The organism is Halobellus sp. EA9, assembly GCF_051195055.1.
In the GTDB taxonomy this organism is placed as follows: Archaea; Halobacteriota; Halobacteria; order Halobacteriales; family Haloferacaceae; genus Haloquadratum; species Haloquadratum rubicundus.
Map to the genome: position 1 here is coordinate 248,878 of NZ_JBNTJW010000001.1, position 22,364 is coordinate 271,241.

The window sequence follows — 22,364 nt, forward strand, 5'->3', positions numbered from 1 at the left end:
CGCTACGTCTGTCACTTCGTGTCAGAGTCGCTCCGGGTGGAACTCAACCAGGGGGCAGTCCACGCGATCGACGCGCCCGACGAGGCGACCGTCCGCGGCCCGTTCCACGTCGTCCTCCACAACGCCGGCGGTCCGGTCCACGTGCATCTCCACCTCGACGACGACCTCTCGGGGACCGCGCGGCTCAACGAGGCCAACCACTACGTCGAGGGCGGCGAGACCAGCCGGATCCCGATCGGCGTCGTTCCGGACCGAACGCCCGCCAGCGGCCGCCTGGATATCGTTTCGGGCTACGGCGCCGAGACCGCGGCGATCGAACTCACCATCGCGAATCCCGATGCGAGCGACATCGACGACGCGGCGGCACAATCGGACGCCGAGGAAACCCAACAGCGCGGGACCGCGTCCGCCACCCCGAGTAGCTCCAGATTCACTCGCGGCGGCGATCGGAGGAGTCGCACGCGACGGACTCCCCGAGCGCGACGATCGCAGCGCGGGACGACGTTCTTCGACGACTCGGTGCCGGAGCTCCTCGCGCGGGTGGACGCCGCCTCGCCCGAGACGCTCGCCTTCCTCGGCCTCGCGGTGGCCGCCGTGCTCGTCGGGCTCGCGGTGATCGCCGCGGTCGGCGAGGTGGTGCTGTCGCTCGTCGTCGCCGTGATCGTCACCGGCGCGGTCGCGGTCGCCGGGTGGCTCCTGCTGGAGTGACCGCGGACGGACGCGAGGACAGCAACGCGCGAGCGTGCGCTACCTCGGGCGGGAACCGAAGCCCTCCCGAGCGTTCACTGGAGGTACGAGGGCTCTTCGGCGGTACAGTTCTCTTCGTGGGTCTTCGCGTCGGACTCGTCTTCGAGCAGCAGGCCGCACTCGTCGCACTCGTACCACGTCTGGCCGTCACGTTCGACGGTCGACACCATATCGGGTGTCACGAGGTCACACGCTAAAACCCTTCCCCCGGTGCGTCGAGCGCGCGTCCGGCGGGTGCTCCCTCCCGGGCAAGACAAAAGAGCGGGCCCGCCGAAGGGCGAGTATGAGCGCGGACGACGGCCTCGAACTAACCGTTCGCGGGGCCGAAAAGCGAGACGCCGGCCGGGGGATCGCGCGCCTTCCCGAGCCGGCGCGGCGACGACTGAGCGTGCTCAGCGGCGACACCGTCGTCGTCGAGGGCGAGCGCGAGACGGTCGCGAAGGTGTGGCCGGCGGGCGGCGACGTCCCCGACGACGTCGTGCTCGTCGACGCCGACACGCGGGCGAACGCCGGGGCGAAGATCGGCGAGATCGTCAGAGTACGAAAAGTCGACGTCGAGACCGCCCGGACGGTGACGCTGTCGATGCCGGACGACGTCGCCTTCGAGGACGAAGACCGCGCGGTCGAACTAATAAAGCGGGCGATCAGGGACCGGCCGATCCAGCCCGGCGGCCAGATCCGCTTCGAGTCGCTGAGCGCGTCGCCGTTCGTCGTGAGCGAGACGGCGCCCGACGGGATGGTTCGCGTCGCGGACTCGACGAAGCTTCGACTCGAACGCGAGGGAACGCTGAGCCGGGTCGTCTCGGCCGTCGCGGGCGGCGACCGCGGTAGTGGCGAGGACGGCTCCGCCCCGGACGGCACCGCCGACGCGAGCCCGTCGGGGACCGCGCCGGCGGTGACCTACGAGGACATCGGCGGCCTCGACGAGGAACTCGATCTCGTGCGGGAGATGATCGAACTGCCCCTCTCGGAGCCGGAGGTCTTCGCCCACCTCGGCATCGACCCGCCGAAGGGCGTCCTCTTGCACGGGCCGCCGGGCACCGGCAAGACGCTGATCGCGAAGGCCGTCGCCAACGAGGTCGACGCCACCTTCGTCGACGTCTCCGGGCCCGAGATCATGTCGAAGTACAAGGGCGAATCCGAGGAGAAGCTCCGCGAGAAGTTCCAGACGGCGCGGGAGAACGCCCCCGCGGTCGTCTTCTTCGACGAGATCGACTCCATCGCGGGCAAGCGCGACGACGGCGGCGACGTCGAGAACCGCGTCGTCGGCCAGCTCCTCTCGCTCATGGACGGCCTCGACGCTCGCGGCGACGTGGTCGTGATCGGCGCGACCAACCGCGTTGACACGCTCGATCCCGCGCTCCGCAGGGGCGGTCGCTTCGACCGCGAGATCGAGATCGGCGTGCCGAACGAGCAGGGGCGCAGGGAGATCCTGGAGGTCCACACCCGCCGGATGCCCTTGGCCGAGGACGTCGACATCGAGCGGCTGGCGAGCCGGACTCACGGCTTCGTCGGCGCGGACCTGGAGTCGCTTGCGACCGAGGCCGCGATGACGGCGCTCCGGCGCGGCCGCCGGGCGGACGTCGACGCGCCGATCACGGATCTGGAGGTGACCCGCGCGGACGTCGAGGCCGCGATGGCCGCGGTCGAGCCCTCGGCGATGCGCGAGTACGTCGCGGAGTCGCCGACGACGACGTTCGACGACGTGGGCGGGCTCGACGAGGCCAAGCGGACGCTCGAACGCGCCGTCACCTGGCCGCTGACCTACGGCCCGCTGTTCGAGGCCGCGAGGACCGATCCGCCGACGGGCGTGCTCCTGTACGGCCCGCCCGGGACCGGCAAGACGCTCCTGGCTCGCGCCATCGCCGGCGAGAGCGGCGTCAACTTCGTGCAGGTCGCCGGCCCGGAACTGCTGGACCGCTACGTCGGCGAGTCCGAGAAGGCCGTCCGCGAGGTGTTCGAGCGCGCCCGGCAGGCCGCGCCCGCGATCGTCTTCTTCGACGAGATCGACGCCGTCGCGACCGACCGCGACGCCGCGGGGGGCGACTCCGGCGTCGGCGAGCGCGTCGTCTCCCAACTGCTCACCGAACTCGACCGCGTCGCCGACCACCCGGGGTTGGTCGTCCTCGCGGCGACGAACCGGAAGGCGGCGCTCGACCCCGCGCTCTTGCGTCCCGGCCGTCTGGAGTCACACGTCGAGGTGCCCGCGCCCGACCGCGCGGCTCGCCGGGAGATCGTCGACGTCCACCTCGACGGCAAGCCGCTGGCCGGCGACGTCGACCGCGACGCCCTCGCGCAGGACCTGGAGGGCTACTCCGGCGCCGACGTCGCCGCCGTGGTTCGCGAGGCGTCGATGCGGGCGATCGAGGACGTCGCGAGCGCCTACGAGGGCGAGGCCGCGAACGAGCACGCCGAGGAGGTGCTGCTCACGCGGGCGCACTTCGAGGCGGCGATGGGGAGCGTCGGGCCGTCAGGATAGGTCGGGGATACGAACCGTCCGTGCCACCGGCAGGAATTAGTATAGACGTCTGTAAAGCATTTGTATATGTCCGGGACCGATACCACCAACAGCGACGACCCCGAGATGGTGCAGATCAATCTCCGTCTCAGCAGATCTTTCCTCGAAGACATCGACGAAACCTGGAAGGAAGAGGGATTCAACTCCCGGAGCGAATTCCTCCGGTACGTCGCGCGCGACGCGGTGAAGCATCCGGGCTTCTCCCGGGAAGGGTGGAAGCAGATCGCGACGGTCGAACACGAGCGGCGGACCGGAGAGTCCGAGTCGTTCTCCCGAGCGGAGATCCTAGAGCTGGTGGACCACGAGGGCGATGGGGAGTGAGGACTGGTCGTGGGAGTTCAGCCGGCAGGCCGCCGATCAGTTCGCCGCCCTCGACCCACACATCCAGGACCGGATCGTCTCGAAACTGGACGAGATCGTCGACTCGAAGTGGCGCGATCCCGACGAGTTTCTGGAACCGCTGACCGGCGGGCCCTTCTCCAAACTCCGGATCGGTCAGTACCGATTGGCGTGTACGCTCGACCGGGACAGAACGATGCTCGAAGTGCATCGCATCGAGCATCGGAGCGGGGCCTACACCGCTGACGACTGACGGACGCGGCTTCGACGAGAGACCGACTCATAGTGATTACTCTCGTCCCTTACCGCCGAGCGCCGTCACCGGGCGTCGCGTTCGGCGGTAAACAGTGAGAGTAATCACTATCAGTCCCAGAACGACTGCGTCCGGGCGTACTGCCGCTCCTGTTCGAGGATGTCGCGGTAGAAGTCGGCTTCGTCCTCGCGGAGCTTACTGATGATCCGCGCCGCCGTCTGCGGGCCGACGCCGCGCGCCGCCAGCGCGATCACGGCCTGCTTGCCGTGGCTCTGGACCAGACTCGCCGAGCGGTAGGCGCGCTCGACCAGCCGCTCCGCCTCGTCGTCGCGGTCGGCGTCGTCCGCGCGGACGGCCTTCGGCGTCTCCTCGTCCCAGGGGTTGAGACAGGCGATCCGGGTCGCGCCGCACTCGGGACACTCCGGCTGGTCGCGGACGCGACGCACCTTCGTCTCGCGCTCCCAGTCTGTGCAGTGGAGACAGAAGAGCCGAACGCGGTCGTTCTGGATCCGCTCTTTCACCGCCTGGATCACGCTCGCGTCGGCGTTCTCGGGGACGAGGAGTTCGCGCCCGCTGGAGCGGCCGCCGGTCCCGATCGGCGTGCGCTCTCTGGCGGTTTCGAGGGCGACCGAGTCCCCTTGCATCCCGGCCAGGAGATCGGCCGTCTCCTCGACCGCGAGGTCGACGTGGAACACTTCCCGCACGGCCTCGTCGTAGACGGGCGTGTCCTCAAGGGCGGCGAGCAGGCGGTCGGCGCCGAAGCGCTCGCGGCCCTGGTAGCGCTTGAGCGCGCCGAACTTCGCGGCGACCTGCGCGAGCGTGAACTTCAGCGCGTCGGAGTTCTTCAGCGCCAGTTCGAGGACGGCCTCGACGTGTCCCGGTTCGGTGGTCTCCAAGACCTCGACGATGTCCCGGACCGAAGCCCGAGTGGGGACTTCGAGTTCGATCCGGTAGGGGCTGACCTCCATTCCGACGGAGGAGCCGGTGCGCTGGCCGACGAGCGCCGCGAGCAGGCGACCGAGCGTCTCGTTGACGCGGTGGCCGTAACAGCTGTTCACGACGACCGTGCGGCCCTGCCCCTCCGCGACGATCCGTTCGGCGGTCGGGACCGGGAGGTCGGCCTCGACCTGGCGCTCGATCGGCTCCAGCGCCGTCGCCAGCGTGTCGGAGTCGGTCGGGTACCTGGCCCGGAGGTCGCGGGCGACGGCCTCGCGGGAGGCGCCGCGGGCGAACTGCTCGGCGGCGACGGCGCGGATCTCGCCGACCTCGTTGGCGACGTGGGCGGGGACCGGGATCTCCGAGCCGGTCCAGGAGGGGACCTCGCCGCTGGGGTCCTCGATCGGCGTGACGTTCACCCGGGCCTCCTCGTCGTCGATGTCGTTGATGCGCCACATCTCGCCGCGCTGGATGAACGCCGCGCCGGGCTCGGCGAAGTTGACGACGAAGCGCTCGTCGAGGGTGCCGATCTGCCCGCGCGAGGAGATGTCGTAGACCTCGTAGGTCTCCTCGTCGGGGATCATCGAGAGATTCGCGTAAAAGTACTGCCAGGTGCCGCCGGACTTCTCCAAGCGGTCGGCCTCCTCGTCGAGCCACAGCAGGCGGTTCTTCGAAAGCTCGCGGACGACCTCGCGGAAGGTCTCCTCGGCCAGGTCCGAGAAGGGGTAGGCCGCAGTCACCAGTTCGTAGGCGCGCCGCGCCGACACCTCGCCCTCGTCCATCACGACCCCGACGATCTGATTGGCGACGGTGTCGAGGCTGGCGTGGTGGATGCGCGCGGGCTCGACTTCCCCGACCTCGGCGCGGCGGGCGATCGCCAGCGCTTCGAGCGTGTCGTCGGGCTCGGCGGTGACGATCGTGCCGCGGGAGACCTCGTCGCGGCGGTGGCCCGCGCGGCCGACGCGCTGGAGCAGGCGGGCGACCTCGCGGGGGCTCCCGTACTGGACGACGTGGTCGACGCGGCCGACGTCGATCCCGAGCTCCATCGAGGACGTGCAGACGAGCGCGTCCAGTTCGCCCGACTTGAAGCGGTCCTCGACGTCGATCCGGACGTCCTTCGCGAGCGAGCCGTGGTGGACCTCGATCGGCTCGCCGAGCGCCTTGAACCGGGAGCCGAGCGCCTCCGCGGTCTGACGCGTGTTGACGAAGACCAAGGTTGACTCGTGCTCGTGGACGAGATCTCGGATAGCTCGGACGTGGCTCGCGATCTCGGCGTCGGTCGCGAGCTCGCCGGCCAGTGTCTCGTCCGCGGCAGTCACCTCGGGGTGCGTGACGGTGAAGGAGACCTCGCTGCCGACGTCGACCTCGACGATCTCGAAGTCCCGGTCGCCGGTGAGAAACTTTCCCACTTCCTCGGGCGAGCCGACGGTCGCCGAGAGCCCGATGCGCTGGAACGAGCCCGCGAGCGCGCGGAGCCGCTCCAAGGCGACGGTCAACTGTGCGCCGCGCTTCGCGGAGGCGAGCTCGTGGACCTCGTCGACGACGACGTGGCTGACGTCCGAGAGCGCGCGCCGGAGCTTCTTGCCCGTGAGCATCGCCTGGAGCGTCTCCGGGGTGGTCACGAGGACGTCCGGCGGGTCGTCGGCCTGCTTCTGCCGCTGGTACTGGGTGGTGTCGCCGTGGCGGACGTCGATCTCGACGTCCAGCTCCTGGCCCCACCACTCCAGCCGCTGGCGCATATCGCGGTTCAGCGCGCGAAGCGGCGTGACGTACAGCGCGGAGATGCCCTCGCGCGCCTCGCCGTCCGCGCGGACGATCGAATCGAAGACGGGGAGCATCGCCGTCTCCGTCTTGCCCGTTCCGGTGGGCGCGATCACGAGGGCGTTGCGTCCGGCCGCGAGCGGGGGAATCGCGCGGCGCTGCGGCTCGGTCGGCGTCGCGAAGCCGCGCTCGGACAGGGCCGTCCGGAGGGGCTCGCCGAGGGCCGTGAACGCGTCCATCCCGCGGGCGGACGTGCCGTCCGACATCGGTCCCACTACCGGCGCGAGCGGATTAAGCACCACGTTCCGATCGCCGAGCGCGGCCGAACGCGGCCGGACCGCGGCACCCTACTCGAGGAAGAGCCGAATGCCGCCGCCCGCGGCCGCGACGAGCCCGCCGCCGATGAAGGTCCCCGGAAGCGGAACCGCGAACAGTAACACGCCCGCCGCGATCACCTTAGTCGAGGTTCGCATACCGCCGATTCCCGCTCGAAACCGAAAAGGGGGGCGCCCTCGGGTGTGCGCCGCGGCCGCGACCTCGCCGGGAAGTATTTCGCGCCGGAGGACCGAAGCCCGGACGTGAACCCCCGAACGGCGTTCTGGGCGGCCCTCCTGGCCTACGGCATTCTCTCTGTGGTCTCGGTCGCAGATTCGATCCGGTCCGGCGGCCCGGGCGCGATCGGCGTCGCCGTCGGTGGCGTCCTCGTCGTCGCGAGCGCCGGCTACGCCCTGCGCCGACCCGAGCGCGCGGCCGGTCCCGAGGAGTGGAACCTCGTCGCGATCGCGGCCGTCGCGGGCGCGGTCGTCTACGCGCTCGGGCTGCTCGTCGGCGCCGCCTGAGAGTAGTCACTACGAGTCCGGCGTTCGCCGCTCGATCAGACCGTCCGATACGGCCCCAGCCGCGTGCCGTCGAGGAGATACACGTCGGCGTCGTCGGCGACGAGTGCGCGGGGGAGGAACGGCGAGAGGAACCCCTGGCCCTCGACGTTGACCCAGGTGCCGCCCGAGCGGTCGTTGAACGCCGGGAAGACGATCAGTTCGGGACCGCGCCAGTCGAGGTCGTCGACGGCGACGCCGAGGTGCTCGGCGAAGGGCTCGGGTCGGAGCGGCCCGCGGAGCCACGCGCGCTCCTTGCGGCCGCCGCCGACCTCGTCTTCGAGTCTGACGGCCGGGTGTTCGTGGCCGACGCAGACGACGTCGCTCTCGACGACCTCCCGCGACGGCCAGGTGTGACCGTGGACGAAGCCGACGCGGCCCAGCCTGACGCCCTCCGGGCCTGTGACGGTGACGCGCTCGCCGCCGATGTCGGCGAGTTCGGATTCGAGCCCCGCGTCGTGGTTCCCGCGGACGAGCGTGACCGGCCGGTCGCCGAGGGCGTCGAACAGGTCGTCGAGCTCCTCGGCCTCGGCGCCGTCGGCCGAGCCGATCCGGTGGCCGAGGTCGCCGAGGACGACCACGCGGTCCGGGTCGACGCGATCGAGCAGGCCGAGGAGTCGGATGCGCCGGAGGTCGGCGTCGCTGTCGAGTTCGACGCCGCGCTCGTAGCGGAGGCCGACCTCGATCCCGGCGTGGTAGTCGGAAACGACGAGCGCCGTCTCGCCGTTGAGGCGCGCGCGCGCCGCGGGCTCGCCGGGGACCGGCTCGACGAGGGAGCCCGAACCGCTCACCGTCGGGGAATCGCCGCCGTCCATCGCTCCCCCTCAGATCGCCTTCAGCGTGCCCTCGTTGGGCTCGTAGCACTGGCCGCTCATCAGCGCCTCCTGGATCGCGTCCTCGACGTCGTCGGGCTCGGCGCCGTACTCCTCGACGACGGCCGCGATCACGGCCTCCCGGTCGGCGCCGTCGCCGTCGTCGAGGTCCTCCATCACGGCGACCGCGGCGTCTTCGAGGTCGACGCCCGCCGCGTCCGCGGCCGAGTCGTCGGCTGAGTCGTCGACCGCCGGCTCGGATTCGTCCTCGGCTGCTGTCCCCTCGCCGGCGCCCTCGCCGGCGACGTCGGCCGATTCGGCGTCCGCCTCGGCGGTCTCCTCGGCCGGCGGTGACTCCGCAGTCGGCTCGGGGGCCGCCGGGTCGGACGGGGTCGCGTCGTCCTCGTCCGATTCTCCGGCCTCGGCCTCCAGTTCGTTGACGTCCGGGACGTCGATGTCGGCCTCGCCCGGTTCGCTGACTTCGTTGCCCGTCGCGAACTCGGTGCCGTACTCGGCCTCGATCTCGGCGCGCTCCTCGGGGTCGAGTTCGTACATCTCCCCCTCGTCGATTCCGGTTTCGACGTCGTCGGGGTCCGTCCCGCCGGCGTCGACGCCGAAGTCGCCCAGTTCGTCGGACTCGGTCGTCTCGTCGGCGGCCGATTCCGCAGGCGCGTCCGGTTCGTCGCCTTCGTCTCCTCCGTCGAAATCGCCTGGTCCGTCGACCGAGCCGCTCGCCGACGGGTCCTCCGTCGCCGTCGGTTCGGCGTCCGCGGACGCGGAGCCCTCGGAGTCGACTTCAGCGGGTGCAGACTGATCGGACACGTCGGCGGCGGCGGTCTCGGCCGCGGGCTGTGCCTCGGATTCGTCCGCCGCCGGCGGCTCGGATTCGTCCGCCGCGGACTGGGAGGACGGCTCCGATTCCGTCGATGCAGTCGATCCGGTCGCTTCGGTGGCCTCGTCGGCGGCTTCGGTTCCTTCCGTTCCCGTACCGGCGGTCGCTGTCGCGTCGGCGGGCGCGGCGACGTCGGGGAGCGGGCCGAGTTCGTCGGGGCCGGCCTCGTCGGGATCGACCGCGAGCCCGTCGACGGCCTCGCGCTCGCCGGCGACGAGTTCGAGCCCCTGAATCGCCATCGTGCGGACCGCTTCGAGATAGTGCTCAGTCGTCTCGTAGTGGTCGATCGCGAGCGCGACGCCCTGAGCGAGCGCCGCGTCGACGCCGCGGGATTCGAGCGCGGCTCGGAGGTCGTCACCGCGGACGTCGAGACCGAGCGCCGCGGCGGTCGTCGCGACGCGTTCGAGCGTCGCCTCGGCGGCGGCGACGACCCAGCGGTCGCGGGTGTCGGCGTCGACCTCGTTGAGGCTCTCCGGGCGGACCGACGTGAAGATCCGATCGGAGTCCTCCGGCTGGTAGGTGCGAGCCTTGCCGGTCAGCGAGACGAAGCACGGCGGCTCCGCGCGTTCGAGAAAGCCCATCGCGTCGGGCTGGTACTGGCCGGCGTAGCTGACGAACACGCCCGTCGGGTCCGCGATCCGCCCGCGGACGATGTCGTCGTTGACCGACTCGACCTCGGTCAGCGCGCCGACGGCGAACAGGCGGTTGATCCGCGCACCGGTGGGGGTGACGACGTAGTTCGGCGCGCGCTCCTCGTCGCTTTCCGAATAAGACAGCGTCGCGTCGTCGAACTCCGCGGCGAAGACCCGGCGGGCCACCTCACGGCCCTGGGGCGCGTCGCTCACGGCCGCACCTCCGAGAGCAGCGTCCTCGCACGCGCGGCCGGGTCGTCGCCCGCGCGCTCGAACTCGCTGGCCTCGACGTTCGCGCCGTAGTCGTCGACCGAGAGATTGCCGCGGACGCGGTACTCGTGGCCGACGACGCGCTCGCGGATCTCGTCGGCGACGACCTCCTTGCTCATCGCGTCGCGGGCGGCCTCCATCGCGTCTTCGAGAGTGCCGCCGTACAGTTCCTCTGTGAGTTCGCGGTCCAAGATGGCCGTCACGGTGCCGGTTCCGTCGTCGACGATCGCCTTCACGCGCATATCGTCCTCGCCGTCGACCTCGCCGTGAGTGCGGCACTGGCCGTTCTGGAGGACCCGACCGCACTCGGGACAGCGCTCGATGAGCCCCGAGCCGTCGCGGACTTCGAGCACGTTCCCGACGAGTTCGACGTCGAAGAGGCCGCCGGAGCCGACGGCCTCGGCGATGCCCATCCGCGGGGCCTCGTCGTCGATCTCGATCTCGCGGGCCAGCGGCGTCACGGTCGTGTACTCCGAGAGGTTCACCTGCGGCACGCCGCGGAACTCCCGGACGTACACCTCTTCGAGCCGGAAGTCGTGGCCCTCGCGGAGCTCCGATCTGGCCTCCCAGTCCGTGAACGGGAGCCGCCCGGTCTCGTCGGCGACGACGCCCGAGCGGATCGTGGTCTCGCCGTCGCGGCCGTCGATGACGCGCTCTTCGGCCTCCAGCACCCGGATTTCGACGTTTCGGCCACGGTGGCCCGATCGGAGGTCCACGAGGTCGGTGTCGCCGCCGATCTCGTAGGGGACCTCCACGGGTTCGGTCTCGATGGCGACCGTCGAGGACTGCCCGACGTTAAGTTCGGGCTCGCCCTCCCACTCGCGGACGCCGGCGTTGCCGACGGTGATCGAATCTCCGGGCTCGAAGCCGAAGTCCTCCCAGGCGGTGTAGGAGATCTTCCCGGTCGCGTCCGCGAACTCGCCCTCGCGGATGACCTGTTCTTCGCCCTGATAGCGGATCGACCGACGGCCGACAGAGAGCACCCGGACGGTCACGGTGACGTTGCCGTCCTCGGGCGTGACGTCCGCGACGTCCTTCGTCGAGGGGGTTGCGTCGCCCCCGTCGCCCCCGCCGTACTTGCGGCGGACGCTCTGTTTGGCCTCGTCGATCGGCACGCTGTACGCCACGAGGTTCTCCAGGTCGTCTTTGACCTCCGCTTTGTCGACACCGAGGGCGGAGGCGAGCTCCTCGGCGTGTTCGTCTACGTCCATCGTCGGGACGCTACGCCCGCCCGGAATAAAAACGTGGCCAGCGCGAGCGGGATTCCGAGGACGAGCGTTTATCCCCGAAGCCGCGGCCAGCGTCCCCGTGAGGTAAGCCCCGCTCGCGTCGGCCCGCGGGTGTCCGACGACACCGACGCGAGTAGCCGAGCGTCGTCGGCTGTCAGCCCTCCGTGAGCGGCTGCGATGCTATTGTCCCTCGACGTCGTCGATGTTCTGCGAGACGTAGCGCACCAGCGCGAGCGGGATCCCGAGGACGAGCGCGATGGTGAGCCCGCCGTAGACGGCGAAACCGAGCGGCGTCGGCGGCAGCGGAACCAGAAAGAGGAACCGCGGCGCTGAGAGCCCGTCGACGAACGCCCCCGTGAGCAACCCGGCGGTCGCCGCGACCGCGACGAGCGCGACGTACAGTTGGATGACGAACCGCGATCCCTCGCGGGCGTCCGTGCGGGCCGCTCCCGCCGTCGCGTCGTCGTCGACTCGCACGTCCCTCTCCGCGTCGGGGTCCCGTTCGGTCACACCGGCAGTGCGTCGCGCAGGCCGATAATAGTGATTATCGGCCGCGCGGACGGCACGCCACACGGCGCGGCGAACGGACGGACCACCACGGATTCGGGACGGGTCACTTGCTTGGGACCGACGCACCTTTGCCCCAATGGGTCGAATTCGGCGTATGAACGACAGAGACCTCCTCGGACTCATCCTGGCGGCCGTCGTGGTGTTGATGTTCGCGACGGGAATCATCCTCGCGGTCTGACCGCTCTCGACGATCGATCGCAGACCGTGACAGAATCGGCGGAACTGAAAGAAGAGGAAACGAAAAATCGGATCCGACCGCGACTCAGTCGTCCTCAGCGGACGCGTCGACCGCCTCGCCGCCGTCGGGCAGCGCTTGTTCCTCCTCGCCGCCGTCGGCGATGGCCGTCTGAAGCTTCTGGTCGTACCAGTCCCACTCGGCGGTGTAGAGGCCCGCGTCCCGGAGGTTCCACGGGTCGCCGTCCTCGATCTGCGGGCCTTCGAGCCACGACTGGACGAAGTTCCACACGAAGATGATCTGGCCGACGAGCAGGATGAGCGCGCCGAGCGTCGCGGCCTGATGGAGCGTCGCGAACTGCGGGAGGTACGTCGCGTACCGCCGCGGCATCCCGCCGTAGCCGAGCAGGATCATCGCGAAGAACGTGATGTTCGTCCCGACCATCGACAGCCAGAAGTGCGCCTTGCCGAGCGTCTTCTGGTACATCCGGCCGGTGTAGAGCGGGAACCAGTAGTACAGGCCCGCGAATCCGGCGAAGGCGATCGCGCCCATCACGATGTAGTGGAAGTGCCCGACGACGTAGTAGGTGTCGTGCAGGATCAGGTCGACGGGGATCGACGCCAGGAAGACGCCGGTGACGCCGCCGATGATGAAGTTCGAGACGAAGCCGATACAAAACAGCATCGGCGTCGTCAGCCGCACGCGACCGTTCCACATCGTCGTGATCCAGTTGAAGGTCTTCACCGCGCTCGGTATCGCGATGGCGAGCGAGACCGCCATAAAGGACGCCCGGAGCCGCGGGTCGATCCCGGTCGCGAACATGTGGTGCGCCCACACGCCGAAGGAGAGGACGCCGATCGCGAGCGTCGAGTAGACGACGAACTTGAATCCGAAGAGCCGCCGTCCCGCAAAGCGCGGGAGGACGTAGCTGACGATCCCCATCGGCGGGAGCACGAGGATGTAGACCTCGGGGTGGCCGAAGAACCAAAACAGGTGCTGCCAGAGGATCGCCCCGTCGCCCCCGGCGAAGAACGTCGTCCCGAAGTTGCGGTCGAACAGCAGCATCACGAGCGCGCTACCCAGAAGCGGGAAGGCGAACAGGATCAGCCCCGACTGGGTGAGGATCGTCCACGAGAAGATGTCCAGGTTCGCCCACGAGACGTCGTCACCGCGTTCGGTGAAGATAGTCGCGATGAAGTTGATCGCGCCCATCGTCGCGGAGACGCCCGACAGGTGAAGCCCCAGGAGCATCAGGTCGACACCGGCGTTGGCCTGAGTGCCGGCGCCGACGCCCGTGGACAGCGGGGTGTACATCGTCCAGGCCGTCTGCGCCGGGATGACCTCCGGAATCGGGAAGAAGCCGGCCCAGATGAGAAGCGCCGCCGGCGGCAGGAGCCAGAACGCGATCGCGTTGATCCGCGGGAACGCCATGTCGTCCGCGCCGATCAGGAGCGGCACCAGATAGTTCGAGAAGGCGGCGATGATCGGCGTCCCGAACAGGAACAGCATCGTGATGCCGTGACTCGTCAAGAGCGAGTTGTAGAACTGGTTGGAGATGAGCGTCATCCCGGGATCGATCAGTTCGATCCGCATCACGACGACCATCAGGCCGCCGACCACGAACGCGATGAGCCCGTACGTGCCGTACAGGATGCCGATGTCCTTGTGGTCCACTGTCGTGAGCCAGCGGATGACACCGGACGGTTTCTCCTCGGAAACGTATCCTTCCCCTTGCCCGAAGGCGCCGCCGCCCGCGATCGGGCTGTACGAGCGCCAGTTTTCGATCCGCGCGAGCCACGCGGCGACGGCCACGAGGAAGAGCCCCATAAGGACCGTCAGTGCGAGCTGTCCGTTGACCTGCATAGAAGAGACTGAGGAACGAAAGGTAATGAAAGGTTCGGGACGGCGCAGCCGTCTCAGATCCGATAAAACGACCGACAGGACGCACAGCGGGGGAATCGAACGGGAATCCGCCGAGAGAAGAACGCGTACCGAACGACGGCGGAAGCGGCTCAGTTCGCTTTCGAGGAATCGTCGCCGTCGTCGGTGTCTGCGGCGTCGGCGTCCGCACCGTCGTCGCCCTCGTCCGCCTCAGTGTCCTCGACGCCTGCGGCGTCAGTCTCGGTCGCCTCGCCATCGTCGCCCGCGTCGGCGTCGGCGTCGGCGTCGGTCTCGCCTTCGACCGCACCGGCTACCGTCTCGGCTTCGACCTCGGAGTCAGACTCGCCGTGGCCGTGGCCTTCGAGCGGTTCGGCGCCGCGGACGCCGGCCTGGCCCGGGAGATAGACGTCGCCGGACTTTTCGCTCCCCGCGACCGCGCGGCCGGCGAAGTACGTCAGGATCGCCAGCAGGACGAACGGGATAGCGAGCAGCCCGAACTGGATGGCCGACGCCATCGGGTCGATGCCGAACGGTGAGATCACCGCGAACGCGACGACGAAGAACGCGATGATGAACAGGGGAACCACGTTGACGGTGAGGTCGAGCAACGTGTCCCGATCGAAGATCTTGTTCGCCATAGGCGACCGTTTCGGTGGAGAATCAAATAGGTTGTTGGTTCGGCGCCGACGGCGTCAGGGCCGGTCTGGTGAGAATCCCGCCGTCAGTAGGTTGGCTCCTGTCCCAGTCAGTAGGTCGGCTCCTGTCCCTGGCTGAACAGCGCGCCCGCGCCGCCCGCCGCGACGAGGATGACCGCCGCGGCGACGATGGCGGTCCCCCGGCTGGGTAGATCGATCGGCGTGAAGACGAAGGCGACGCCGAGCGCCGCCAGCGGGACGGCGACGCCGACCAGCGCGCGCCACGGGGACCGCGCGTACCCCGTTTCTGTGCTCATCCCGGCGACGCTCCCGCCGAAGAGCAGGAGTCCGCCCACCGCGAGCGGAAACAGCCCGAAGAGGATTCCGAGCTCCGCAATGGGGATCCCGAGCGCGATGAAGAGCGGCCAGGGGCTCGCCATCCGATACTGCTCCGACAGACCCGGGTCGGTGCTCATTGCCGGAGGTAGGAACCGAACGATACAAAACGCTTCGATTCTGCCGACCCGGCCCGGAGACGGGCCGGAAAGAACACCTTTTTCGACGCAGATAGACGAGGGAGAACCGATGGGACTGGAAGAGGAGATCGAGGATCTCCGCGAGGAGATCGCGAACACGCCCTACAACAAGGCCACCGAAGAGCACATCGGGCGGCTGAAGGCGAAACTCGCGGAGAAGAAGGAGAAACTCGAAAACCAGTCCTCCGCCGGCGGCGGCCACGGCTACGCGGTCGAGAAGACCGGCGACGCGACCGTCGCCCTCGTCGGGTTCCCCAGCGTCGGCAAGTCGACGCTGATCAACGCGCTCACGAACGCCGACAGCGAGGTCGGCGAGTACGAGTTCACCACCCTCGACGTCAACCCCGGGATGCTGAAGTACAACGGCGCGAACATCCAGATCCTCGACGTCCCGGGGCTGATCAAGGGCGCCGCGGGCGGGCGCGGGGGCGGCAAGGAAGTCCTCTCTGTCGTCCGGACGGCCGACCTCGTGGTGTTCCTGCTGTCGGTGTTCGAGATCGAGCGCTACGAGCGGCTCCGGCGGGAGCTGTACGGCAACAAGATCAGACTCGACACGTCGCCGCCGAACGTCACGATCTCCAAGCGCGGCAAGGGCGGACTGCACGTGACGACCTCCGACGACGTCTCCCTGGACGAGGACACAATAAAGAGCGTCCTGCGCGAGCACGGCTACGTCAACGCCGACGTGACCGTCCGCGGCGACGTCACGATCGACGAACTCATCGACGGTATCATGGACAACCGCGTGTACCTCCCCTCGATCGTCGCCGTCAACAAGGCCGACCTCATCGACCGCGAGTACCTCCCCACCGTCGAGGAGAACCTCCGGGAGGTCGGCGTCGACCCCGAGGCGGCGACGTTCATCAGCGCCGAGGCCGAGAAGGGCCTCGACGCGCTCAAAGAGGAGATGTGGGAGGCGCTCGGCCTCATCCGTGTGTACATGGACAAGCCGGGCCGCGGCGTCGACTACGAGGAGCCGCTCGTCCTCCAGGAGGGCGAAAACACCGTCGACGACGCGCTCCGGAAGCTCGGCGGCACGCTCGACGAGCGCTTCCGCTTCGCCCGCGTGACGGGGCCGAGCGCCAAGCACGACGAACAGCAGGTCGGCCGCGACCACGAACTGCAGGACGAGGACGTGATGCGCGTCGTCGCCCGGAAGTAGCGAACCGTGTCGCGTCCGTCCGCTCCGTCGGCGCTCGCCCGGATGTCCGTTCTCGGGGCTCTGTTGGCGATCCCCTGGTCCGTCCAGGTCTTCGCCGTCGGCGACGCCACCTTCCTCTTCGCGTGGGGGCTCGTGAACACGAACCCGCCGTCGGTGACGACGCTGTTCGACTTCCTCTTCGTGTACACGCGCGGGCTGCCGGCGTACATCCTCGCGTGGCCGCTGTCGACGCTGTTCTACGCCGCCGCGCTCGCGAGTGCTGCCGTCGGCTGGCGAACGGGCCGCGAGGATCCGCGGGTGACGGCGGGGCTGCTCGTCGTCGCCGCGGTCGCGCAGTTCCGCCTCGCGTGGGGCTTTTCGATCCAACCTGGACGGATCGCGTGGCCGGTCGCGTCGGTCGCGTTCCTCGCCGTCGCGTGGTGGGGCTACTGGCCCATGCTCCGCCAGTCCGTCGGCCGGTAGCGACAGAGCGCCGCTATCCGTCGTCGTCGAGGTACGGCTCCTCGATGTGGACGTCGCCACCCACGAGCGCGGTCAGTCGCCGCGTCCCGGCGTCGAACAGGAACACCAGCGGCGCGAGCAGTCGCTCGACCGCCGAGAGCGGGCGCGCCACCCGGAGCGACCACGACCGAGCGTGCCCGAAGCCGTAGGACTTGGGGACGACTCGCCGAGGACCAAGACGAGCACGCTCGCGGCCACGGTCGCCACGACGACGGTGGCGCCGGGCGGGACGAAGCGCGCCACGAGCAGCGTGACGATGCTCGTGATCGCGATGTTGACGACGTTGTTGCCGACGAGGATCGTCACCAGGAGTCGGTGCGGGTCCGAACGGAGCCGCTGGAGCGTGCGGCCGTCGGCCGCCGCCGTCCGAATCCAGTCGTCCGGGAGCGAGAAGATCGCGGACTCGCTGCTGGAGAAGAAGGCGCTGAGCGCCAGGAGGACCACGACCGCGACCAGCGACGGGAGCACCACCACGAGGGAATCCATACTCGGCGGTCTGTGCGCACCCGTATCAAAGTGGAGGTCGCGGGGGTCCGATCGGTACGGAGATGGCGCACGGCGAGCGCGTTCAGCACCCTTTTTCACCACCGCGTGCGATGACTCGGGTATGTCCGGCGTACTCGATCACGTGATGATGCGGGTCGAAGATCTCGAAGAGTCGCTCGATTGGTACACGACGCACCTGGACTACGAGGAGAAGGGCCGCTGGGAGGCGGACACCTTCACGAACGTCTATCTGGGCCCCGAGGAGATGCACGACGAGGGGGCGATGCTCGAACTCACCTACAACCACGACGACCGCACCTACGAGATGGGCGACGCCTGGGGCCACATCGCCGTCCGCGTCCCCGAGGGCGAACTCGAAGAACACTACGAGCAGCTGCTGGACGAGGGCGTCGAGGACTACCGCGACCCCGAGTCCTGCGGCGGCCGCTACGCCTTCGTGAAGGACCCCGACGGCCACGAGGTCGAGATCGTCCAGCGCGACGCCGACCTGCCCACCTGGAGCCTCGATCACACGATGATCCGCGTCGAGGACGCCGACGAGGCGCTCGGCTTCTGGGCGCGGAAGTTCGAGTACGTCCCCGACGGCCGCTGGGAGTCCGACACCTTCGCGAACTACTTTATGAAGCCGCGCGGCGACTCCGACGCCGCGATGACCGTCGAACTCACCTACAACTACGACGGCCGCTCGTACACGATGGGCGACGCCTGGGGCCACCTCTGTGTCCGGGCCAACGACCTCCACGACTACTGGGAGACCCTGATGGAGCGCGAGGCCGACGACTACCGCGACCCAGCCTCGTGTGAGGACCGCTACGCGTTCACCAGAGACCAGGACGGCCACGAGATCGAGATCCTGAACCCCGAGTCGTAAGCGGATAGAGCGCCCGCGACGCGACCGGTCCGGTGTCGCGCCGCGAGCGCACGGAACGGCAAGGGATTTATTCGTCACTCTCCTTCTCCCGCCTATGCCGGGGCTGCTCTCCGACGCGCTCGCGTGGGTCGTGATCCTGACGTTCGCCGTCGGAGCGCTCTTCGAGGACCGGAACGAGCGGGTCGCGCGCTATCTCACCGCCGCGGCGTGGGTCGGCTTCGCCGCCTTCTGGCTCCAGTTGGTGCCGCACTTCGCGTTCGAGCAGAAGAGCTACGTCGAGGGGATCCTCTCAATCGCCGCCGTGCCGGCGTCGCTGTATACGGGCTATCTGCTGTGGAACGGCCGCGACTCGCTATTCGTGCTCTCCCGCGCGGTCGCCGCGATGGGCCTGATCTACCTCCCGTTCGAGACGATCCCCGCGTTCTCGCTGTTCGGCGTCGGGGTGCCGGCTCCGCGCGGGATCCTGATGGAGACCGTCGCCGCCCAGACCGGCTACCTCGTGAACGCGTTCGGCTACCACCCCGAGATGATCGTCGGCGAGCAGGGGTATCTGAACACGTTCCTCTTTTTCGACGGCGAGCACCGCCTGACGGTCTCGGTCGTGCTCGCGTGTACCGGGCTGGGGAGCATCGCCATCTTCGCCGGGCTGATCGCCGCGGTGAAGGCGCCGCTGCGCCGGAAACTGCGCGCGATGGCGGTCGCCGTCCCGATCATCTACGCCCTGAATCTGCTGCGGACGACGTTCATCACGATCGCCTTCGGCAAGCAGTATATGCAGTGGTTCGTCGACGAGGTCCTGCTGCTCTTCGGCTCGTCGGACCCGTATATGGTCTCGTTTTTCATCTCAGATCGGATCATCAGCCAGCTGCTCGCGGTGGTGGTCCTCGTCGGGATCACCTACCTCGTCGTGCGGGAGCTCCCCGAGCTGCTGACCGTGATCGAGGACGTGCTCTTTCTCGTGACCGGCGACGAGTACGACCTCGAATCCGAACTCGGGCTGGATCGGCCTGGGACATAGGCCGGTCGTGGACGGTCGCCGTAGCGGCTCGGTCGTCCGATTCCGCGGAGACGGTCTATCCCACGGGAGAGAGCCGAGAACCGTCGGTACCGGCTAGTTCATATTCGACGCCGTCGTCTTAGTAGTATGACACCACGGACGGTTCTTCGGATCGAAGGCGCCGCCGCGCTCGTCGTGGCACTCTACGGCTACTACCGCCTGGGCGGACCCCTCTGGCTCCTCGCCGTGCTCGCGCTGGCGCCGGACCTCTCGATGCTCGGCTACCTCGTCGACGAACGGATCGGAAGCGTCGTCTACAACCTCGGACACACCTACACGCTCCCGGTCGCGCTGGGCGCGGTCGGTTACGGGCTCGACGCCCGGCTCTTGCTCCTCGGGGCGCTGATCTGGGCCGGCCACATCGGCGCCGATCGGCTCGTGGGCTACGGCCTCAAGTCGGCGTCGGGGTTCGGTGAGACGCACCTCTCCCCGTCGACGGGGCACCGAGCCGACCCCGCGGTCGCAAGGCCGCGCTGAACCGCGTCAGGTCTCGTTCTCGGCCAGTGCGTCGGCGGGCGCGCCGCCGAGCGCCGCCAGCGCGTCGGACTCGACGTGGTGGAGGTCGCCCGGGATCACGAGCAGGTGGAGCGGGTCGCCGAAGTCGCGCTCGGCAAGCGCCGAGAGGCGGTCGGCCGCGACGGTCGGCTCCGGGCTGCCGGCGCGGGCGACGGCGACGCCGAGGACGTCGTCCCAGTCGTCGGCGAACAGCCCGGCGGCGACGTCGGCGGTCATGTACTCGTCGCGTTCGGCCTTGATGTCGAGATAGACGAGGGTGTGGAGCCCCTGCTCGCGGTTCCGCTCGATCGAGTCGAGCACGCTCTGCGGCACCCCCTCGGCGCCGTGGGCGTAGGGGAACGGGAGCGTGACGGCCTTCCCGAAGCGGTAGTTCTGGAGGCCCGTCAGGCCGCTGGCGGCCGTCTGGGCGGTCACGCCGTGGATCACGCGGGTGTCGATGCCGCGCTCGATCGCCCGCAGGCGCAGGTCGACGTGGGTCGTCGAGATCATCGTGTCGCCGGCGGTGAGGAAGGCGACGTGTCCGTCCTCGGCGGCGTCGAGGACGTCCTCGGGATGCTGTTCGACGCCCGCGCGCTCGCGGACCTCGATGTCGATGTCGTGGTACGCCGAGAGGTCGTCGACGGTCGCGCCGACGAGGTGACTGGTGTAGAACTCCGCGACGGCGCGGTCGGCGTCGGCGAGCGCCTCCCGGCCCTCGACGGTGATCGAGCGCTCGTCGTAGAGGCCGAGGCCGATGAAGGTGAGCATACCGCCGTCAGGACGGCCGTGCGTAAAAACCGCGTGAAAGGGCGGGGTCGGCGTCGTTCCGTCGTCGCGGGCGGTACGCTTTTGAGCGGGCCCAGCGAAGTGGCGGGTGGCGCTGTCAGCGCCTGATTTGTTCGGCGGCGGTCGGCGGCCGACTGGTCATCGCGCCGTCGACCACTCGTCATCTATGCCTCGCGAGCGCGGCGTCTCGACTACTCGTCGGACTCGAACAGCCCGAGGTCGTCGGCGACGGCGTTGGCGAGCTCGTCGGCGATGACGGGGTCGACCTGGGCGATCTCCTCGCCGTCGTGGCGGTGTTCGTTGTGCGTGTCCAGGGATTCCCGGAGCTCCGAGAGCGGCACGCGCGAGGTCGTGCCGCAGGCCTCACAGACGATCGGGACCGTCGGGTCGTCGGACTCGTCGGATGCGTCGCTCATAGGCGACACTCGCGTGACGGGTGTAAAAACAGGTCCGGTTCTCCGGGGTCACCCGAGCGGAGCGATGGGGGCCGGCGTCCGGACCGTCAGATCCGACTCGTGGGGACTGGCGTGAGTCCCGGGGATATCTCGCCGGACGGGACGGCGCGAATCGATGAACGGGCGCGATAATCACGATGAACATCGGACCGATACGTACCGAAGGGGAGCAGTATATACTCCTGCGTTGGGCTTACAGCCGAACGTACGGCTCAGAGAGATCATATCAACGCTCAAATGTTAGTTTCCGTAGAGTACGCTTGTCCCAATGGACGAACAGAACTATTCTCGACGCCGACTTCTCGCGGGATCGGCCGCAGCGCTCGCAGGCGGACTGGCCGGCTGTTCGGGCGGCGGTGGCGGCGGAAGCACCGCGACGAGTACGAGCGGCTCCACGGAGACGACCGAGAGCCAGTCGACAGCGACGACGAGCGGCGAGACGTATCAGGTCGGGTACGGCGACTACCAGACGACGGTGAGCGCGGCCAAGTTCCCCGAGCCGCCGAAGAAGCTCTACGTGTACGCGGTCCAGTCCGGGTGGTCGAACTGGCCCGCGCTGATGCAGCAGTTCAAACAGCAGTACGGCGTCCAGCTCAACGACGACGATCGGTCGTCGGGCGAGGCGCTGAAAGATGCCCGGTCCCACGCGCAGAACCCCACGCACTCCGCGTTCAACGGCGGCTACACCTTCGCGGTGCAGGCGATGAAGGACGGGCTGACGCAGGCGTACAAGCCGGCAAACTGGGACAAGGTCCCGGAAAAGCTCAAGACCGACAACGGTCACTGCACCGCGACGCGCCGGATGACCACCGCGGTCACCTACCGGAAGGACATCTACGAGGAGCGCGGGATCGAACCGCCGCAGACGTGGGAGGACCTCCTCAAGCCCGAGATTATGCAGGACTTGGCGCTCCAGACACCGCAGGCCGCGGTCGGGCTCGCCTGCGCGCTCTCGATTAACAACGCCCGCGGCGGGAGCCTCGATGACCTCCAGCCGGTAATCGACTACTACAAACAGATTCAGAAGGGTGGTGCGGAGTTCACCGACAACTTCCTCGCGCAGTTCACGAAAGGCGAGTACGCGACGTTCATCCGCTACGATTACTCCGGGCTGGACCTCAAGTACAACAACTCGGACCTCCCCGAGGAGAACGTCGGGGTCGCCCTCCTGAAAGGCAAGAACGGGAACAAGGGTGCGTTCAATCAGCCGTACGGGTACGCTATGCTGAAGGGCGCGCCGAACCCGCAGGCGTGCAAGCTGTTCATGGACTACGTCCTCTCGCTGGAGGGCCAGCGGAAGTTCCTCGACGCCTACGTCCGGCCGATCCGGGCCCCGGAACTGGAGATGCCGCCCGAGTTCCCGCCGCAGAGCCGCTACAAAGAGACGCAGTTCCAGGTCGACTACGCCACGCTCGTGGAGAAACAGGAGTCGATCATCCAAGAGATCACCCGCGGCGCGAACCTGTAAG

General features: G+C 68.7%; 23 protein-coding genes and 1 pseudogene. 11 read left to right on the forward strand and 13 right to left on the reverse strand.

All coding sequences use genetic code 11. The features are described 5' to 3' along the window. Nucleotides 1-18 precede the first annotated feature (18 nt). A complete protein-coding gene (locus ACQUQ0_RS01240; RefSeq protein WP_435182660.1) occupies nucleotides 19-708 on the forward strand; it encodes a DUF7524 family protein in 690 nt (229 codons plus the stop codon). Between the two features lie 74 nt (nucleotides 709-782). Here ACQUQ0_RS01240 and ACQUQ0_RS01245 read toward each other — a convergent pair whose 3' ends face one another. Continuing rightward, nucleotides 783-917: a DUF7128 family protein gene (locus ACQUQ0_RS01245; protein WP_372388469.1), complete on the reverse strand. Its 135-nt coding sequence runs from the start codon at nucleotides 915-917 to the stop codon at nucleotides 783-785. Between the two features lie 113 nt (nucleotides 918-1,030). Here ACQUQ0_RS01245 and ACQUQ0_RS01250 point away from each other — a divergent pair, with 113 nt between their 5' ends. The 3 genes from ACQUQ0_RS01250 (at nucleotide 1,031) to ACQUQ0_RS01260 (ending at nucleotide 3,857) form a co-directional block, all read left to right on the forward strand. Beyond that, the gene (locus ACQUQ0_RS01250; protein ID WP_435182661.1) at nucleotides 1,031-3,226 is read left to right on the forward strand and encodes an AAA family ATPase; all 2,196 of its coding nucleotides are present in this window, start codon (nucleotides 1,031-1,033) and stop codon (nucleotides 3,224-3,226) included. Nucleotides 3,227-3,292: 66 nt separating this feature from the next. Further along, a complete protein-coding gene (locus ACQUQ0_RS01255; RefSeq protein WP_435182662.1) occupies nucleotides 3,293-3,586 on the forward strand; it encodes a ribbon-helix-helix domain-containing protein in 294 nt (97 codons plus the stop codon). Beyond that, nucleotides 3,576-3,857, forward strand: a complete 282-nt coding sequence (locus ACQUQ0_RS01260) for a type II toxin-antitoxin system RelE family toxin (RefSeq protein WP_435182663.1) — start codon at nucleotides 3,576-3,578, stop codon at nucleotides 3,855-3,857. Before ACQUQ0_RS01255 ends, ACQUQ0_RS01260 begins: the two co-directional genes overlap by 11 nt. Nucleotides 3,858-3,967: 110 nt before the next feature. Here the strand turns inward: ACQUQ0_RS01260 and ACQUQ0_RS01265 are convergent, their stop codons facing one another. Beyond that, on the reverse strand, nucleotides 3,968-6,820 hold the full coding sequence (locus ACQUQ0_RS01265) for a DEAD/DEAH box helicase (RefSeq protein WP_435182664.1): 2,853 nt from the start codon (nucleotides 6,818-6,820) through the stop codon (nucleotides 3,968-3,970). An 81-nt stretch (nucleotides 6,821-6,901) separates the two neighbouring features. After that, nucleotides 6,902-7,027: a hypothetical protein gene (locus ACQUQ0_RS01270; protein ID WP_435182666.1), complete on the reverse strand. Its 126-nt coding sequence runs from the start codon at nucleotides 7,025-7,027 to the stop codon at nucleotides 6,902-6,904. A 105-nt stretch (nucleotides 7,028-7,132) separates the two neighbouring features. Between ACQUQ0_RS01270 and ACQUQ0_RS01275 the strand changes: the two genes are divergently transcribed. Then, nucleotides 7,133-7,393, forward strand: a complete 261-nt coding sequence (locus ACQUQ0_RS01275) for a hypothetical protein (RefSeq protein WP_435182667.1) — start codon at nucleotides 7,133-7,135, stop codon at nucleotides 7,391-7,393. 35 nt (nucleotides 7,394-7,428) lie between these two features. Here the strand turns inward: ACQUQ0_RS01275 and ACQUQ0_RS01280 are convergent, their stop codons facing one another. The 7 genes from ACQUQ0_RS01280 to ACQUQ0_RS01310 all read right to left on the reverse strand — a co-directional run bounded on the left by ACQUQ0_RS01280 (nucleotide 7,429) and on the right by ACQUQ0_RS01310 (nucleotide 15,001). Then, entirely contained in the window at nucleotides 7,429-8,244 is an 816-nt protein-coding gene (locus ACQUQ0_RS01280; RefSeq protein WP_435182668.1) for a metallophosphoesterase, read from the reverse strand. A gap of 9 nt (nucleotides 8,245-8,253) precedes the next feature. Next, a complete protein-coding gene (locus tag ACQUQ0_RS01285) occupies nucleotides 8,254-9,978 on the reverse strand; it encodes a hypothetical protein (RefSeq protein WP_435182669.1) in 1,725 nt (574 codons plus the stop codon). Next, nucleotides 9,975-11,246, reverse strand: a complete 1,272-nt coding sequence (locus ACQUQ0_RS01290; RefSeq protein ID WP_435182670.1) for a Single-stranded DNA binding protein — start codon at nucleotides 11,244-11,246, stop codon at nucleotides 9,975-9,977. Before ACQUQ0_RS01290 ends, ACQUQ0_RS01285 begins: the two co-directional genes overlap by 4 nt. Nucleotides 11,247-11,444: 198 nt before the next feature. Further along, entirely contained in the window at nucleotides 11,445-11,741 is a 297-nt protein-coding gene (locus ACQUQ0_RS01295; RefSeq protein ID WP_435183031.1) for a DUF7520 family protein, read from the reverse strand. A gap of 355 nt (nucleotides 11,742-12,096) precedes the next feature. After that, complete coding sequence (locus ACQUQ0_RS01300) at nucleotides 12,097-13,836, reverse strand: cbb3-type cytochrome c oxidase subunit I (RefSeq protein WP_435183032.1); 1,740 nt, start codon at nucleotides 13,834-13,836, stop codon at nucleotides 12,097-12,099. A gap of 185 nt (nucleotides 13,837-14,021) precedes the next feature. Continuing rightward, nucleotides 14,022-14,528, reverse strand: a complete 507-nt coding sequence (locus ACQUQ0_RS01305) for a DUF6684 family protein (RefSeq protein ID WP_435182671.1) — start codon at nucleotides 14,526-14,528, stop codon at nucleotides 14,022-14,024. A gap of 107 nt (nucleotides 14,529-14,635) precedes the next feature. After that, nucleotides 14,636-15,001, reverse strand: coding sequence for a DUF7541 family protein (locus ACQUQ0_RS01310; RefSeq protein ID WP_372388452.1), 366 nt, complete (start codon nucleotides 14,999-15,001; stop codon nucleotides 14,636-14,638). Nucleotides 15,002-15,110: 109 nt separating this feature from the next. Here ACQUQ0_RS01310 and ACQUQ0_RS01315 point away from each other — a divergent pair, with 109 nt between their 5' ends. Then, complete coding sequence (locus ACQUQ0_RS01315; RefSeq protein WP_435182672.1) at nucleotides 15,111-16,223, forward strand: OBG GTPase family GTP-binding protein; 1,113 nt, start codon at nucleotides 15,111-15,113, stop codon at nucleotides 16,221-16,223. Between the two features lie 6 nt (nucleotides 16,224-16,229). After that, nucleotides 16,230-16,685 (forward strand): TIGR04206 family protein, encoded by a 456-nt coding sequence (locus tag ACQUQ0_RS01320; protein ID WP_435182673.1) that lies wholly within the window; start codon nucleotides 16,230-16,232, stop codon nucleotides 16,683-16,685. A gap of 13 nt (nucleotides 16,686-16,698) precedes the next feature. Here ACQUQ0_RS01320 and ACQUQ0_RS01325 read toward each other — a convergent pair. After that, nucleotides 16,699-17,210, reverse strand: a pseudogene (locus ACQUQ0_RS01325) (DUF21 domain-containing protein). 121 nt (nucleotides 17,211-17,331) lie between these two features. Between ACQUQ0_RS01325 and ACQUQ0_RS01330 the strand changes: the two are divergent. From ACQUQ0_RS01330 to ACQUQ0_RS01340, 3 genes are all read left to right on the forward strand, one after another. Continuing rightward, nucleotides 17,332-18,102: a VOC family protein gene (locus ACQUQ0_RS01330; protein ID WP_435182675.1), complete on the forward strand. Its 771-nt coding sequence runs from the start codon at nucleotides 17,332-17,334 to the stop codon at nucleotides 18,100-18,102. A gap of 94 nt (nucleotides 18,103-18,196) precedes the next feature. Beyond that, entirely contained in the window at nucleotides 18,197-19,120 is a 924-nt protein-coding gene (artA, locus tag ACQUQ0_RS01335) for an archaeosortase A (RefSeq protein WP_435182676.1), read from the forward strand. A 126-nt stretch (nucleotides 19,121-19,246) separates the two neighbouring features. Further along, the gene (locus ACQUQ0_RS01340) at nucleotides 19,247-19,636 is read left to right on the forward strand and encodes a DUF4260 domain-containing protein (protein WP_435182678.1); all 390 of its coding nucleotides are present in this window, start codon (nucleotides 19,247-19,249) and stop codon (nucleotides 19,634-19,636) included. A gap of 6 nt (nucleotides 19,637-19,642) precedes the next feature. On the opposite strand, the gene dph5 is transcribed toward ACQUQ0_RS01340, so the two are convergent. Continuing rightward, the gene (gene dph5, locus ACQUQ0_RS01345; protein WP_435182680.1) at nucleotides 19,643-20,422 is read right to left on the reverse strand and encodes a diphthine synthase; all 780 of its coding nucleotides are present in this window, start codon (nucleotides 20,420-20,422) and stop codon (nucleotides 19,643-19,645) included. A 209-nt stretch (nucleotides 20,423-20,631) separates the two neighbouring features. After that, the gene (locus ACQUQ0_RS01350; protein WP_435182681.1) at nucleotides 20,632-20,856 is read right to left on the reverse strand and encodes a hypothetical protein; all 225 of its coding nucleotides are present in this window, start codon (nucleotides 20,854-20,856) and stop codon (nucleotides 20,632-20,634) included. A gap of 307 nt (nucleotides 20,857-21,163) precedes the next feature. On the opposite strand from ACQUQ0_RS01350, the gene ACQUQ0_RS01355 reads away from it, so the two are divergent. Then, entirely contained in the window at nucleotides 21,164-22,363 is a 1,200-nt protein-coding gene (locus tag ACQUQ0_RS01355; RefSeq protein ID WP_435182683.1) for an extracellular solute-binding protein, read from the forward strand. Nucleotide 22,364: the final 1 nt, after the last annotated feature.

Bases quoted from the DNA above. Each gene is read 5' to 3' on its own strand.
- dph5 (WP_435182680.1), bottom strand. From the start codon at position 20,422: ATGCTCACCTTCATCGGCCTCGGCCTCTACGACGAGCGCTCGATCACC.
- ACQUQ0_RS01305 (WP_435182671.1), bottom strand. From the start codon at position 14,528: ATGGCGAACAAGATCTTCGATCGGGACACGTTGCTCGACCTCACCGTC.
- ACQUQ0_RS01330 (WP_435182675.1), top strand. From the start codon at position 17,332: ATGTCCGGCGTACTCGATCACGTGATGATGCGGGTCGAAGATCTCGAA.
- ACQUQ0_RS01270 (WP_435182666.1), bottom strand. From the start codon at position 7,027: ATGCGAACCTCGACTAAGGTGATCGCGGCGGGCGTGTTACTGTTCGCG.
- ACQUQ0_RS01245 (WP_372388469.1), bottom strand. From the start codon at position 917: ATGGTGTCGACCGTCGAACGTGACGGCCAGACGTGGTACGAGTGCGAC.
- ACQUQ0_RS01350 (WP_435182681.1), bottom strand. From the start codon at position 20,856: ATGAGCGACGCATCCGACGAGTCCGACGACCCGACGGTCCCGATCGTC.
- ACQUQ0_RS01315 (WP_435182672.1), top strand. From the start codon at position 15,111: ATGGGACTGGAAGAGGAGATCGAGGATCTCCGCGAGGAGATCGCGAAC.
- ACQUQ0_RS01290 (WP_435182670.1), bottom strand. From the start codon at position 11,246: ATGGACGTAGACGAACACGCCGAGGAGCTCGCCTCCGCCCTCGGTGTC.
- ACQUQ0_RS01255 (WP_435182662.1), top strand. From the start codon at position 3,293: ATGTCCGGGACCGATACCACCAACAGCGACGACCCCGAGATGGTGCAG.
- ACQUQ0_RS01310 (WP_372388452.1), bottom strand. From the start codon at position 15,001: ATGAGCACCGACCCGGGTCTGTCGGAGCAGTATCGGATGGCGAGCCCC.
- artA (WP_435182676.1), top strand. From the start codon at position 18,197: ATGCCGGGGCTGCTCTCCGACGCGCTCGCGTGGGTCGTGATCCTGACG.
- ACQUQ0_RS01260 (WP_435182663.1), top strand. From the start codon at position 3,576: ATGGGGAGTGAGGACTGGTCGTGGGAGTTCAGCCGGCAGGCCGCCGAT.
- ACQUQ0_RS01250 (WP_435182661.1), top strand. From the start codon at position 1,031: ATGAGCGCGGACGACGGCCTCGAACTAACCGTTCGCGGGGCCGAAAAG.
- ACQUQ0_RS01355 (WP_435182683.1), top strand. From the start codon at position 21,164: ATGGACGAACAGAACTATTCTCGACGCCGACTTCTCGCGGGATCGGCC.
- ACQUQ0_RS01300 (WP_435183032.1), bottom strand. From the start codon at position 13,836: ATGGGGCTCTTCCTCGTGGCCGTCGCCGCGTGGCTCGCGCGGATCGAA.
- ACQUQ0_RS01280 (WP_435182668.1), bottom strand. From the start codon at position 8,244: ATGGACGGCGGCGATTCCCCGACGGTGAGCGGTTCGGGCTCCCTCGTC.
- ACQUQ0_RS01340 (WP_435182678.1), top strand. From the start codon at position 19,247: ATGACACCACGGACGGTTCTTCGGATCGAAGGCGCCGCCGCGCTCGTC.
- ACQUQ0_RS01265 (WP_435182664.1), bottom strand. From the start codon at position 6,820: ATGTCGGACGGCACGTCCGCCCGCGGGATGGACGCGTTCACGGCCCTC.